The sequence below is a fragment of the Amycolatopsis sp. NPDC051128 genome, from assembly GCF_040682715.1.
Lineage (GTDB): Bacteria > Actinomycetota > Actinomycetes > Mycobacteriales > Pseudonocardiaceae > Amycolatopsis.
The window spans coordinates 98,790-111,911 of record NZ_JBFBBN010000007.1 but is presented as its reverse complement, the minus strand read 5'-3'; the positions used below and the strand labels follow the sequence as shown (position 1 = coordinate 111,911).

Below are 13,122 nucleotides of genomic sequence, written 5' to 3'. Positions count from 1 at the left end.
CCTACGCCGTGATCGCCACGCGTTGGCGCCGACCTCCCTACCCAGCGGTAATCCCTCACCCGAACGGACTCCTTCGTTCGTCGCAACGGGTGTTCATACGCGGCCGAATACCCAGCTTCCGGGAGCGGCCGGGTCGTCACCGACCCAGAACTCGAACCAGTGCCCGGTGAACTCGGCACGGGAAAGACGGCCGTCGCCGTCGAGGTCGAGGTGGGCGAAGACTTCGTCGGTGGGGGTGTCGGTCCCGCTCCAGGCGGCGATCATCCGGTGGTACTCGGCGGCGGAGATGGCGCCGTCACCGTTCTCGTCGACGGCTTCGAACATGGCGGCGGCGGTGCCGGTGACCGCGCCCGGCATCTTCGGGAGTTCGTCGACGACCTGGAGCACCTCGTCCAAGGTGACCTTGCCGTCGCCGTCGCGGTCGACGTCGAGGAGGGTGCCCCACCAGCCCATCATGATCGCGGCGAGCCGCTGCCCTTCGGGCGTCCCGCCGTCCGTGCCGCGGAGGTCGAGCCATCTCGTCGTGAGAGCCCGGAAATCGGACTCGGTCAGGAAGCCGTCACGGTCAGCGTCCATGGCGCCGAAGACGCCGGAGATCTTGCGCCGCTGGAACTCGCTGGCCATGGGGTGATCCTTTCGGCTCGGGTCACCCAGCTTGGTCCCGCCGACGTGCAGGCGGCGCCGTCCGCCCGAGTACACCCGGTTCACGACCCGGTGATTCGCGCGGCGACGCTCCGTGACCCGCGCTGACGAAGCCGCGCCCGGCGGCGCAGCTTCGTGAGCGCGCGCCAAAAACTCAGTGAGCGGCTTCGTTCCACGAGCGGCCGTAGCCGACCGAAACCTCCAGCGGTACCGCCAGCTCGTAGGCCGAGCCCATGCCCTGGCGCACCAGCGTCTCCAGCTCGTCGCGCTCGCCGTCCGCGACCTCGAGCACCAGCTCGTCGTGGACCTGGAGCAGGACCCGGCTCCGCAGCTTCGCCTCCACCAGTGCGCGGTGGACATTGAGCATCGCGACCTTGATGATGTCGGCCGCGCTGCCCTGGATGGGGGCGTTCAACGCCATCCGCTCGGCCATCTCGCGGCGCTGGCGGTTGTCGCTGTTGAGGTCCGGGAGGTAGCGGCGGCGGCCGAAGATCGTCTCCGTGTAGCCGCACTTGGCCGCTTCGCCCACCACCGAGTGGAGGTAGTCGCGGACGCCGCCGAAACGGGCGAAGTACGCCTCCATCTGGGACTTGGCTTCCTCCGTGGAAATCCGCAGCTGCTGCGAAAGCCCGTACGCCGACAGCCCGTACGCGAGGCCGTACGACATCGCCTTGACGCGGTAGCGCAGCTCCGGCGTGATCTCCTCCGGCGGCAGCGAAAACGCGCGGGACGCCACGAACGTGTGCAGGTCCTCGCCGCTGTTGAACGCCTCGATGAGCCCCTCGTCCTTCGAGAGGTGCGCCATGATCCGCATTTCGATCTGGCTGTAGTCCGCGGTCATCAGCTCGGTGTAGCCGTCGCCGACCACGAACGCGTCGCGGATGCGGCGGCCTTCCTCGGTGCGGACCGGGATGTTCTGCAGGTTCGGCTCGGTCGAGGACAGCCGGCCGGTGGCCGCGATGGTCTGCAGCAGCGTCGTGTGGATGCGCCCGTCGTCGGCGACGGACTTGATCAGCCCCTCGACCGTGGTGCGCAGCTTGGTCGCGTCGCGGTGCTCAAGCATGTGCTGCAGGAACGGGTGCTCGGTCTTCTCGAACAGGCCCTGCAGCGCCTCGGCGTCGGTGGTGTAACCGGTCTTCGTGCGCTTGGTCTTCGGCATGCCGAGCTCGTCGAACAGCACGACCTGCAGCTGCTTCGGCGAGCCGAGGTTGATCTGCTTGCCGATCACCGCGTACGCCTCGTCCGCCGCCTGCGTGACGCGCGAGAGGTAGTGCGCTTCGAGCGAAGTCAGCTGCTCGAGGTCGACGGCGACGCCGGCGATCTCCAGCTCGGTGATGACCTCCAGCAGCGGCTGCTCCAGCTCGGCGAGCAGCCTCGCGCCGCCGATCTGCTCGAGCTCCTTGTCGAGCGCGCCGGCCAGCTCGAAGATGGCGCGGGCCTTGACCAGTTCTTCCTGGATCTCCTTCTGCTCCAGGCCTTCGGCGCCGCCGTCGAGCAGCGACAGCTGCCCGTCGCCGCCGTCGGTCTCCGAGCGCAGCTCGCGGTGCAGGTAGCGCAGCGCGAGGTCGTCCAGTTCGAAGGTGCGCTGCCCGGGCCGCACCAGGTAGGCGGCCAGCGCGGTGTCCATAGCGAGCCCGCTCAGCATCCAGCCGCGCGAGCGGATCGCGTGCAGCGGGACCTTGAGGTCGTGGCCGGTCTTGCGGATCATCGGGTCGGCGAACCAGGCGGCGAGCGCCGCGTCGTCGGCCTGATCCATCGCCGTCACATCGACGTACGCGCCTTCGCCGTCGGCCGCCGCGAAGGCGACCGCGCGCAGGTCGGACCGGACCGACGCGCCCGTCGTGCGGAACGCCAGCGCCACCGGCTCGCCCTCGCCCGCGTGCGCGGCGAGCCAGGCGCCCAGCGCACCGGGCGCGAGCGCGGAACCCGAGACCTCGAAGCCCTCGTCGGCCTCCGGCTCGGCGCTCTGCAGCGTCGCGAACAGCCTGTCCCGCAACACGCGGAACTCCAGCTCGTCGAACAGCGCGTGCACCGCCTCGCGGTCCCACGGGCGCAGCTCCAGCCCGGCCGGGGCGATGTCCAGCTCGACGTCCCGGATCAGCTCGGTGAGCTGCCGGTTCAGCGTGACGGCGCTGAGGTGCGCCCGCAGCGCGTCGCCCACCTTGCCCTTGACCTCGTCCACCCGGTCGATCAGGTCGTCGAGCGAGCCGAACTGGCGGATCCACTTGGCCGCGGTCTTCTCGCCGACGCCGGGGATGCTCGGCAGGTTGTCCGACGGGTCGCCGCGCAGCGCCGCGAAGTCCGGGTACTGCCGAGGGCTGAGCCCGTACTTCTCCTCGACGGCGTCCGGGGTGAACCGGGTCATCTCCGAGACGCCTCGTTTGGGGTACAGCACGGTGACCTGCTCGGTGACCAGCTGCAGCGCGTCGCGGTCGCCGGTACAGATGAGGACGTCGAAGCCGTCGGCCGTCGCCTGCGTCGTGAGCGTGGCGATGATGTCGTCGGCCTCGTAGTTCTCCTTGACCAGCGACGGGATGCCGAGCACGTCGAGCACTTCCCGGACCAGGTCCACCTGGCCGCGGAACTCGTCCGGTGTCGTGCTGCGGTTCGCCTTGTACTCGGCGTACGTCTCCGACCGGAACGTCTTGCGCGAGAGGTCGAACGCCACCGCCAGGTGGGTCGGCGCCTCGTCGCGCAACAGGTTGATGAGCATCGAGGTGAACCCGAACACCGCGTTCGTGACCTGCCCGGTCTTGGTCCTGAAGTTCTCCGCCGGCAAGGCGAAGAAAGCGCGGTAGGCCATCGAATGGCCGTCGATCAGCAGCAGCTTCGGACGCTCCGCCGTGGCGGTGGTTCCTGTGGCGTTGGCAACGGTCGTCTTCTCACTCGGGCTCACGTCGCCGAGTCTAGGCTGAGGGTCCGACACTCTCACGTGTCGCATAGGAAGAGGAGCGTTGCGTGACCGAAAGTGCCGCCCCCATCGACGTGGACCGGTTGTCGGGCATCGACCCGGCGGCGGCGGACCAGCAGCTGAACGACAAGGTCGGGATGCGGCTGATCGAGGCGACGGCCGAACGCGTGGTCGGCACGATCCCGGTCGAGGGCAACCTCCAGCCGTACGGGCTGCTGCACGGCGGCGCGAACGCCGTGCTCGCCGAAGCGCTCGGATCCACGGTCGCCGCGCTGAACGCCGGTCCCGGCCGGGCGGCGATGGGCCTGGAGCTGTCCTGCACCCACCACCGGGCCGTCCGCTCGGGCACGGTCACCGGGGTGGCGACACCGCTGCACGTCGGCCGCGGCACGATCACCGCGGAGATCGTGCTGACCGACGACGAGGGCCGCCGCACTTGCACCGCCCGGCTCACCTGCGTCGTCCGGGACCGCCCGCCGGGCAGCTGAGCCGGTGGACCTCGACGTCGCCCAGGTGCGGGCGTTCGTGGCGACCGCCCAGGAGCGGCACTTCGGGCGGGCCGCCCAGTCGCTGTTCCTCACCCAGCAGGCGCTGTCGAAGCGGATCCGGAAGCTCGAGGACACCCTTTCGACGCCGTTGTTCCTGCGCACCAACCGTTCGGTCGAGCTCACCGCCGACGGCGAGCGGTTCCTCCCGCACGCGCGGGAGCTGCTGCGGGTGGCCGACGCCGCGGTGGCCGCCATGGGCGCCGACGACCGGCCGCTGCGCCTCGACGTCGTGGATTACCGGCTCTCCCCCATGTTCCTGCTCCGCCGGCTCGCCGCGCACGAGCCGGGGCTGCGCATCGACCGGGTCACCGGCCGCGGTTTCGCGAACGCGATCGACCCCCTGCTGTCCGGGGAACTCGACGCCGCCTTCGGCCGGGTGACCGGCTGCGGGAGGCCGCTGCCCGACGAGCTGGAGCACCGGCTGGTCCGGCTCGAGCCACTGGTCGCCCTGCTCGCGCCGGAGCACCCCCTGGCCGTGCAGAACGTGCTGCGGCTCGAGGAGCTGCGCGCCGACGGGATCTGGCTGCCCGGGCTGAGCGGGCCGGCCGAGTGGCTGTCCTACCTGCACGAGCTGTGCGAGGAGTTCGGCGTGCCGATCGACGACTCCGGCGTCAGCTACGACCTGCGGCACACCCTCGAACAGACGCGGTACGGCAAGCGGCGCGTCACCCTCGCCGGGGCGGACATGGAGCTCGCGCCCGACCTGAACCTGAAAGTGGTGCCGTTCGAGCCGTCCCCGCTGTTCCCCTGGTCGCTGGTCTGGCGGCGCGGGAAGGCGCATCCGGCGCTGCGGCGGCTGCTGGTCCTCGCCGGGCGCACCAGCCGTGAAGAGGACTGGTGCGCCTACGACCCGGACCACGACTGGCTGCCGGACGCCGACCTCAGCCTCGCAGCCGCCGCGCGAACCACTCGGTGAACGCCGCGTCGACGCGGGCCGCGTGCGCGTTCTGCGGCGCCGGGTCGATCCCCGGCTCGTCCGCCAGCGCGTGCTCCATCCCCTCGACGGTCACCAGCTCCGCGTTCTCCCCCAGCGCCGTCCGCAATGCCGCAGCCGGCTCGCGTACGGCTACGTCGTCCTCGCTGCCGACCACCAGCAGCAGCGGCGCGGTGAGCTCGGCTGCCCGGCGGACGTAGTCGTAGCGGGCCGCGACACCGCGCGACCGCGCGCTCCACGGGTAGGTGACGCCGTAGACCCGCTCGTTGCGGCCGATCACCGGCGCGAGCTGGGCGACCGGGCTGACCACCGCACCCGCCGCGATCCGGACGTCGCCGCGGGCCAGTACCTCCAGTGCCACCGCCGAGCCCGCCGAGCCGCCGAACACCCCGACCGGGCCCTCCGGGATCGCCAGCCGGTCCCGCAGTTCGGTCAGCGCCGCCGGGAACTCGGCCGCCGCCTGCTCGGTGACCGGCTCATTGACGTTGAGGATCGCGTCCTCGCTCGCCAGGCGGAAGAACTCGTCGTAGCCCCCCGCCGGGACCCGCGTCCCGGTCATCGGCAACCCGAAGTACACCCGCCAGGCCCGGAGCCCGGTCATCGGCACGGCGGCCGCCATCGCGCGCTCGCTGCGCGGCGGTTCCATCAGGTGCCATCCGGCCACCAGCGCCGCCGGCGCGTCCGGGTCCGACGGCGGCATCGCCACGAACGGCACGCCCGCGGCGACGCCCTCGACCACTTCGCGCTCCGCGATCCGCATCCTGCTCTCCCTGTCCTCGGGTTCCGGTACCTCCTCAGCGAACCGCGGGCGGCCGAGCGGGTCCAACAGCCGTTCCGGCGTCGACGACAACCGATGGTTGTGACACCGTCCCCCGGACGGATGGCCTTTCGGGCAGACCTGCGGCACCGCCGGTCGGGCGCGGGCGGTCCCCCGGCAGAGGGGGTGGGCCGCCCGGGCCGCCGAACCGGACGTAAGGTGCATCCCTACGGCGGTGCCTCGTCCACCGGGAGCCCGTCAGGGTGAACAGTGGGTCACCGGGGAAACCTGTCACCCACCAGCCGGAAAATGGGTGATGGACATACGGGGGAAACACAGCTGTCACCCATTCGCATGATGAGCGTCGATACATAGCATCGCTGCGTGACCAGTGCGCGTGACGGATGAAACACCGTTCGCCTTTTCGTGCAATTCGTATCGGTTGCGATCGTCACGATGTGGACACAGAGTAGTGAGGCCGCCTGTGCACAAGACGGGCGAGAGGGATATCTTCCTGCCCTAACCAAGCCCCTGTGTCGGGGGCAACGCCTACCGGCGGTGGTTGGTCATGGGAGGTAGTCGGTGTCAGGAGTGCGTTTTGGACGGGTTCTCGCCCTCGCAGCGGCGACGTCGCTGGCGCTGGCGGGCTGCGCCGGTGGCGGCTCGTCGAGCAACAGCGGTGACGGCGGCACGCTGAAGATCGGATTCATGGGCGACCTGACCGGGGAGAACTCCGGGATCGTGATCCCGCCCCGCAACGGCGCGCAGCTCGCGATCGAGGAGTACAACGCCACCAACCCGAAGACCAAGCTCGAGCTGAAGCCCTACGACAGCCAGGGCAAGCCCGACCAGGCGACCTCGCTGATCACCACGGCGATCGGTTCGGACAAGATCACCGCGCTGATCGGCCCGGCCTTCTCCGGCGAGTCGAAGGCCATCGGCGGTCAGCTCGAGCAGAACAAGATCCCGAGTGTCTCGCCCTCGGCGACCAACCCGGGCCTCGCGAAGAACAACTGGTCCTACTGGCACCGCGTCGTGGCCAACGACGACGACCAGGGCCCCGCCATCGCGAACTTCCTGATCACCGCGAAGTCGCCGAAGACGGCGTTCGTCCTCTCGGACGACCAGGAGTACAGCGTCGGCCTCGCGGACGCGTTCGAGAAGACCTTCAAGGAGAAGGGCGTCACGACCCAGCGCGACAAGTTCCCGAAGGACGCGCCGGACTACTCCTCGACCGTGCAGAAGGTCAAGGCGGCCAACCCGGACATCATCACCTTCGGTGGTTACTACGCGCAGGGCGGCCCGCTGCTCAAGCAGCTGCGTGACGGCGGCGTGAAGGCCATCTTCGCCACCGGTGACGGTTCGCTCGACCCGCAGCTGGTCTCCGGTGCCGGCGCCGCGGCCGCCGAAGGCGCGGTCATCGGCTGCCCGTGCAACATCCCGGACGCGAGCACCCCGAGCGACTTCGCCACCAAGTACAAGCAGAAGTTCAACGTCGACCCGGCGATCTACGCGACCGAGGGCTACGACGCCGCGACCGCCATCATCAACGCGGTCAAGGCGGGCAACACCACCGGCGAGACGATCAACACCTTCCTGAAGACCGCGGACTTCAAGGGCGTCTCGAAGCAGATCAAGTTCAAGGCCAACGGTGAGCCGGAGACGAACGCGATCTACGTCTACCAGGTGGTCAGCGGCGCGATCAAGAACCTCGGCGCGTCGACCGAAGCCAAGATCACCGGCTGACGAAACAGGAATAGCACTTGTGACGGGAGCGGGGGCGCTGTGGTGACCACAGCACCCCCGCTTCCAGTCGGTATCCCTGTCCTAGCCCTTGTCTCGTAAGGCGCTCACGTCATGTTGCAGACCCTGCAAGACCAGTTCCTCGGCAGCACCATCGGCGGACTGGTTCTCGGCTCCATCTACGCCCTCGTCGCCCTCGGCTACACAATGGTCTACGGCGTCCTGCGGCTGATCAACTTCGCCCACTCCGAAATCTTCATGATCGGGACGATGACGTCCCTGTTCATCCTGGCCAGCATCGCCACCTCCGGCAACATCGTGGTGGGCCTGGGCGCGATGATCCTGCTCCTGCTCGCACTGATGCTCGTCTCCGCGGTCGTGTCCGGCGGTTCCGCGGTGGTGCTGGAGCAGGTCGCCTACCGGCCGCTGCGCAAGCGCGGCTCGTCGAAGCTCGCGGCCCTGATCTCCGCGATCGGCGCGTCGATCTTCCTGCAGGAGCTCTTCGCGCTGGTGATCATCCCCAACGTCTTCGAAAAGTCGGGCCGTGTCCCGCAGAACGCGCCGCGGTTCGTCGACCGCGACACGCTGTTCCCGATCGGCAACGCCGTCGTCCGCACCGACCAGGTCCTGGTCATCATCGGCGCGGTGATCGTCATGGTGGTGCTGGACCAGCTGGTGCGGCGCACCCGCATCGGCCGCGGCATCCGGGCGACCGCCCAGGACCCCGAGGCCGCCGTGCTGATGGGCGTCTCGATCGACCGCATCGTGCGGATCACCTTCCTGCTGGGCGGCGCGATGGCCGGCGTGGCTTCCGCGCTCTACCTGATGGAACTCGAGAACACCGGCTACCGCGTCGGGTTCGTGCTCGGGATCAAGGCGTTCACCGCGGCCGTGCTCGGCGGTATCGGCAACCTGCGCGGCGCGCTCCTCGGCGGCATCGTGCTCGGCCTGGTCGAGAACTGGAGCGCGATCTTCCTCGGTTCCGAGTGGAAGGACGTCACGGCGTTCGTGGTCCTCGTGCTCGTGCTCATGTTCCGCCCCACCGGCATTCTCGGTGAATCCCTCCAGCGAGCTCGCGCATGAAAGGCGACGGTGTGACTACCCAGGAAACCACTCGCCGCTCGTTCCAGCCGGTCAACGGCGCGCGGGACTGGTGGCAGCACGCGCCGATGTGGCAGCGCTACCTCGTCTACATCGCGCTGATCGTGTTCGCGCTGATCCTCCCGGCACCCTGGATCGGCTCGTTCATGTCGCCCGCCTCGGACTGGACGAGCGTCCTGATCTTCCCGATCGGGGTCTACATCCTGCTGGCGGTCGGCCTGAACATCGTGGTCGGCCTGGCCGGCATGCTCGACCTCGGGTTCGTGGCGTTCTTCGCCATCGGCGCCTACACCGTGGCCATCTTCGGCACGCAGTTCGGCTGGAACGTCTGGCCCACGATCCTGGTCGGGATCGTGCTCGCCGCGGTGTCGGGCGTCATCCTCGGCGCCCCGACCCTGCGGCTGCGCGGTGACTACCTGGCGATCGTCACCCTCGGCTTCGGCGAGATCGTCCGGATCACCGCGAACAACACCAACGCCATCGGCGGCGCCCGCGGTATCACCAACATCCCGCACCCGTCGCCGATCTTCGGCATGGAGTTCCTGCTCGACCCGGCGCCGTACTACTACCTGATCCTGGTCGCGATCGTGCTGGTGATCGTGTTCTCGGTGCGGCTGCAGAAGAGCCGCGTCGGGCGCGCGTGGGCCGCGATCCGCGAGGACGAGGACGCCGCCGAGCTGATGGGCGTGCCGACGTTCAAGTTCAAGCTGCTCGCCTTCGCGATCGGCGCGATGATCGGTGGCTTCGCCGGCGGCATCTACGCCAGCAAGGCCGTGTTCATCGCTCCGGACAACTTCCCGTTCATCCTGTCCGCGACGATCCTCGCCGCGGTCGTGCTGGGCGGGGCGGGCAACCTGCCGGGCGTCATCCTCGGCGCCTTCCTGGTGGCCTGGATCCCCGAGCGCCTCCGGTCCGTCGAGTGGCTGAGGCACCTGCTCGGCGACAAGGACCCCGCGGAGTACCGCATCCTGCTGTTCGGCGCGGTCCTGGTGCTGATGATGGCACTGCGACCCGAAGGCATCCTGCCCTCACGACAACGAAAAGCCGAGCTGCGGGAAGGCTCCGGCGGCATGGGCTCGCTCGGTGCCGAAGTGGCCGGACCGGGCACTGATGCCCCGGCGGAGGTGGCCAAGTGACTCCCTTGCTCGAGTTCGACAACATCACGATGCGTTTCGGCGGTGTCACCGCCCTGCGCGAAGTGAACATCTCCATCAACGAAGGCGAGATCTTCGCGCTGATCGGCCCGAACGGCGCGGGCAAGACCACGGTGTTCAACGTGGTCACCGGCGTCTACCAGCCGACCGAAGGCCAGGTGCGCTTCGACGGCGACCGCATCGACGGGATGAAGCGCTTCCAGGTCACCAAGCGCGGCGTCGCCCGGACGTTCCAGAACATCCGGCTGTTCCATAACATGTCGGCGCTGGAGAACGTCATGGTGGGCGCGGACGCGCACCACAAGACCGGCGCGATCGGCGCGGTGCTCGGCCTGCCGTGGCACCGCAAGGAGGAGAAGCGCGGCCGCGAGCGGGCGCGTGAGCTGCTCGACTTCGTCGGCATCGGCAAGGTGGAGCACGAGACCGCGAAGAACCTCTCCTACGGCGACCAGCGCCGGCTGGAGATCGCGCGGGCCCTGGCCACCGACCCGAAGCTGCTCCTGCTCGACGAGCCGGCCGCGGGCATGAACCCGGCGGAGAAGAACGCCCTGCAGGCGCTGATCCGCAAGATCCGGGACGACGGCCGCACGGTGCTGCTGATCGAGCACGACATGGGCCTGGTCATGCACATCAGCGACCGGCTGGCGGTGCTCGACTTCGGCCAGAAGATCGCAGAAGGGCTGCCGCACGAGGTGCAGAACAACCAAAAGGTGATCGAGGCGTACCTGGGGGTGTCCGAAGATGCTTCTTGAGATCCAGGACATCAACGTCCACTACGGCAAGATCGCGGCGCTCAAGGGCATGAGCATCGCCGTCGACGAGGGCGAGATCGTGTCGCTGATCGGGGCCAACGGCGCCGGGAAGACGACGACGCTCAAGACGATCTCGGGGCTGCGTCCGCTCACCAGCGGCCGGATCCTCTTCAACGGCCAGGACATCTCGAAGACCCCCGGGCACAAGCGTGTGCTGCTCGGGATCGGCCAGTCGCCGGAGGGCCGGGGCGTGTTCCCCGGCATGACGGTGCAGGAGAACCTCCTGATGGGTGCCTACACCCGCAAGGACGACCTCCAGGCCGACCTCGACGAGGTCTACGAGCTGTTCCCCCGGCTCGCGGAGCGGAAGACGCAGTTCGGCGGCACCATGTCCGGTGGTGAGCAGCAGATGATCGCCATCGGCCGCGCGCTGATGACGAAGCCGAAGGTGCTGCTGCTCGATGAGCCGTCGATGGGCCTGGCGCCGATGCTGATCGCGCAGATCTTCGACATCATCCGCGAGATCAACAAGCGCGGCACCACGGTGCTGCTGGTGGAGCAGAACGCCCAGCAGGCGCTGAAGCTGTCGGACCGGGCCTACGTGCTCGAAACCGGCCGCGTCGTCCAGAGCGCCCGCGGAGCCGACCTGCTCAACGACCCGAAGGTGCGGGCCGCCTACCTCGGCGGCGACCTCGGGGCCTGATCGTTTCGGGGGGCCCGGCGTTGTCGCCGGGCCCCCTTTTCACAGCTTGATGTCGGTGCCGGTCAGGTTCTTCATGTCGGTGATGGTGGGCCCGCCGAAGGCCCGCAGCGCCACCGGCTTCACGTCCTTGGGGATGTCCCAGTAGAGGTCGAACTCGACGCGCACGCTGTGCCCGAGGTCGAACTGGCCGGGCTGGCGTTTGATCAGCATCGCCTGCTCTTCCGGCCGGTGCGCGGTGCCCTTGTCATCGACCAGCAGCTGTTTCTTCGTGTCGAACAGGACGCTCGAGGTGCCGGTGTTGGTGACGACCAGCCGCAGCCGCACGAACTGTCCCTTGGCGGGGAACTCGGTGTGACTCCCGGTGATGCTGGACAGCCCTGCGGCGAGCCCGAGCAGGGTGAACTCGGTGTCGCCGTTCTTCGCGGGCGGCAGCTTCAGCGCGGTCTCGTCGGGCCGGACCTGCCGCGGCGGCAGCTCGTAGGTGGTCGACGAGGGGACGCTCGGCGTGGCGGCGTGACAGCCCGCCAGCAGCGTCAAGACGGCAACGGCCGGCAGGAGTCTCACGCTCGTGATTCTGCCTGCCGACCGCCGGTTCCGGCTAGCTAGCTCCCGATGCTCTCCACGACGGCCTCGGCAACGGCCTTCATCGTGGTCCGGCGGTCCATCGCGGTGCGCTGGATCCAGCGGAAGGCATCGGGCTCGGTGAGCCCCTGGCGGCTCATGAGCAGGCCCTTGGCGCGGTCGATGACCTTCCGCGTCTCGAGCCGGTCGGTGAGCCCGGCGACCTCGGCCTCGAGCGCCTGCAGCTCGGAAAACCGGCTGACGGCCAGCTCGATCGCCGGCACGAGGTCCCGCTTGGCGAAGGGCTTGACCAGGTACGCCATGGTGCCGGCGTCCCGGGCGCGTTCGACGAGGTCACGCTGGCTGAAGGCGGTCAAGATCACGACGGGCGCGATCCGGTCCCCGGTGATCTTCGACGCGGCCTCGATGCCGTCCAGCTTCGGCATCTTGACGTCGAGGATCACGAGGTCAGGCTTGAGATCGGTGGCCAGCGCGATGGCCTGCTCCCCATCGCCGGCTTCACCGACGACTTCGTAGCCCTCTTCACGCAGCATTTCGACAAGGTCCAGCCGGATGAGCGCCTCATCCTCAGCGACGAGAACTCGACGCTGCGGCACGGTGGCGGCACCGTTGGCCTCGGTAGCCTGATCGGTCACCGGGGTCCTCCTGAAGACTCGGCGGGACGTTCGGTTTCGCGGCTTCCCGCGAACCTGAAGCCTACCGGGAACGATCCAGTTGCCGAGATGGCGTTCACCACGTAGTGGCGGGCGCGACACAGGCCTCCGACACCCCGCCCCGGTCGCCGCCCGGACCCGGTGATCCCGTAGAGTCACCACGTCGCGCCCCCGTAGCCCAACTGGCAGAGGCAACGGATTCAAAACCCGTCCAGTGTGAGTTCGAATCTCACCGGGGGCACCACCTCTGACCTGCGAAAACAGGTCTTTCAACAGGCGTTTCTAGAGCGGCGATCCAGTCCGAGATGTCCGGTTGTGTACGGCTGAAACCGGTGGCTGGCGGCCAGTCGCGGTCTACTTTTTGGCGGATCCGAGGCTCTGGACGGGGCTGGCGGCCTGCCGCGCGGGCGTCCCGGAGACGGTAGCGGGCGCAGTGTCCTGGCCGGAGAGGTGGCTCCGGCTCGCCGGCGTGGCAGCCTGGCACGCTCGGCGTCGACGGCCAACTCCGCGGCGCACAGGCCTGCAACGTCACGGCCGGTTCCCGCTACTATCATCGCGATTGGCATCCCGGAACCCACTGCGCGGCGGGTGAGATGTCGTCTGCTCTCGTCGTGACCAGCGCGTTGCTGGTCACGGGACCAC

At 68.9% G+C, this 13,122-nt stretch carries 12 protein-coding genes and 1 tRNA gene; 8 read left to right on the top strand and 5 right to left on the bottom strand.

The features are described from left to right. Positions 1-93: 93 nt before the first annotated feature. Both AB0M82_RS10645 and polA read right to left on the bottom strand, forming a co-directional pair. Positions 94-624 (bottom strand): EF-hand domain-containing protein, encoded by a 531-nt coding sequence (locus AB0M82_RS10645; RefSeq protein WP_364719692.1) that lies wholly within the window; start codon positions 622-624, stop codon positions 94-96. Positions 625-796: 172 nt separating this feature from the next. Next, a complete protein-coding gene (gene polA / locus AB0M82_RS10640) occupies positions 797-3,538 on the bottom strand; it encodes a DNA polymerase I (RefSeq protein WP_364719690.1) in 2,742 nt (913 codons plus the stop codon). A 62-nt stretch (positions 3,539-3,600) separates the two neighbouring features. Between polA and AB0M82_RS10635 the strand changes: the two genes are divergently transcribed. Both AB0M82_RS10635 and AB0M82_RS10630 read left to right on the top strand, forming a co-directional pair. Next, the gene (locus tag AB0M82_RS10635) at positions 3,601-4,041 is read left to right on the top strand and encodes a hotdog fold thioesterase (RefSeq protein ID WP_364719688.1); all 441 of its coding nucleotides are present in this window, start codon (positions 3,601-3,603) and stop codon (positions 4,039-4,041) included. A gap of 4 nt (positions 4,042-4,045) precedes the next feature. Then, positions 4,046-5,017: a LysR family transcriptional regulator gene (locus AB0M82_RS10630; RefSeq protein ID WP_364719685.1), complete on the top strand. Its 972-nt coding sequence runs from the start codon at positions 4,046-4,048 to the stop codon at positions 5,015-5,017. Here AB0M82_RS10630 and AB0M82_RS10625 read toward each other — a convergent pair. Then, positions 4,983-5,795: a prolyl oligopeptidase family serine peptidase gene (locus tag AB0M82_RS10625; protein ID WP_364719682.1), complete on the bottom strand. Its 813-nt coding sequence runs from the start codon at positions 5,793-5,795 to the stop codon at positions 4,983-4,985. The genes AB0M82_RS10630 and AB0M82_RS10625 overlap by 35 nt on opposite strands. 588 nt (positions 5,796-6,383) lie before the next feature. Here AB0M82_RS10625 and AB0M82_RS10620 point away from each other — a divergent pair. The 5 genes from AB0M82_RS10620 to AB0M82_RS10600 all read left to right on the top strand — a co-directional run bounded on the left by AB0M82_RS10620 (position 6,384) and on the right by AB0M82_RS10600 (position 11,245). Beyond that, entirely contained in the window at positions 6,384-7,538 is a 1,155-nt protein-coding gene (locus AB0M82_RS10620) for a branched-chain amino acid ABC transporter substrate-binding protein (protein ID WP_364719679.1), read from the top strand. Positions 7,539-7,649: 111 nt separating this feature from the next. Then, positions 7,650-8,618 (top strand): branched-chain amino acid ABC transporter permease, encoded by a 969-nt coding sequence (locus tag AB0M82_RS10615; protein WP_364719676.1) that lies wholly within the window; start codon positions 7,650-7,652, stop codon positions 8,616-8,618. After that, the gene (locus tag AB0M82_RS10610; protein WP_364719673.1) at positions 8,615-9,772 is read left to right on the top strand and encodes a branched-chain amino acid ABC transporter permease; all 1,158 of its coding nucleotides are present in this window, start codon (positions 8,615-8,617) and stop codon (positions 9,770-9,772) included. Before AB0M82_RS10615 ends, AB0M82_RS10610 begins: the two co-directional genes overlap by 4 nt. Continuing rightward, complete coding sequence (locus AB0M82_RS10605) at positions 9,769-10,542, top strand: ABC transporter ATP-binding protein (protein WP_364719672.1); 774 nt, start codon at positions 9,769-9,771, stop codon at positions 10,540-10,542. The genes AB0M82_RS10610 and AB0M82_RS10605 overlap by 4 nt, the downstream gene beginning before the upstream one ends. After that, on the top strand, positions 10,532-11,245 hold the full coding sequence (locus AB0M82_RS10600) for an ABC transporter ATP-binding protein (protein WP_364719669.1): 714 nt from the start codon (positions 10,532-10,534) through the stop codon (positions 11,243-11,245). Before AB0M82_RS10605 ends, AB0M82_RS10600 begins: the two co-directional genes overlap by 11 nt. A 39-nt stretch (positions 11,246-11,284) precedes the next feature. Here AB0M82_RS10600 and AB0M82_RS10595 read toward each other — a convergent pair whose 3' ends face one another. Together AB0M82_RS10595 and AB0M82_RS10590 are read right to left on the bottom strand one after the other, a co-directional pair. Continuing rightward, positions 11,285-11,809, bottom strand: a complete 525-nt coding sequence (locus tag AB0M82_RS10595) for a hypothetical protein (RefSeq protein ID WP_364719667.1) — start codon at positions 11,807-11,809, stop codon at positions 11,285-11,287. A gap of 38 nt (positions 11,810-11,847) precedes the next feature. Then, positions 11,848-12,462, bottom strand: coding sequence for a response regulator (locus tag AB0M82_RS10590; protein ID WP_020646628.1), 615 nt, complete (start codon positions 12,460-12,462; stop codon positions 11,848-11,850). Between the two features lie 185 nt (positions 12,463-12,647). Here AB0M82_RS10590 and AB0M82_RS10585 point away from each other — a divergent pair. After that, positions 12,648-12,724 (top strand) — tRNA-Leu (locus AB0M82_RS10585). Positions 12,725-13,122: the final 398 nt, after the last annotated feature.

Bases quoted from the DNA above. Each gene is read 5' to 3' on its own strand.
- AB0M82_RS10645 (WP_364719692.1), bottom strand. From the start codon at position 624: ATGGCCAGCGAGTTCCAGCGGCGCAAGATCTCCGGCGTCTTCGGCGCC.
- AB0M82_RS10625 (WP_364719682.1), bottom strand. From the start codon at position 5,795: ATGCGGATCGCGGAGCGCGAAGTGGTCGAGGGCGTCGCCGCGGGCGTG.
- AB0M82_RS10615 (WP_364719676.1), top strand. From the start codon at position 7,650: ATGTTGCAGACCCTGCAAGACCAGTTCCTCGGCAGCACCATCGGCGGA.
- AB0M82_RS10610 (WP_364719673.1), top strand. From the start codon at position 8,615: ATGAAAGGCGACGGTGTGACTACCCAGGAAACCACTCGCCGCTCGTTC.
- AB0M82_RS10600 (WP_364719669.1), top strand. From the start codon at position 10,532: ATGCTTCTTGAGATCCAGGACATCAACGTCCACTACGGCAAGATCGCG.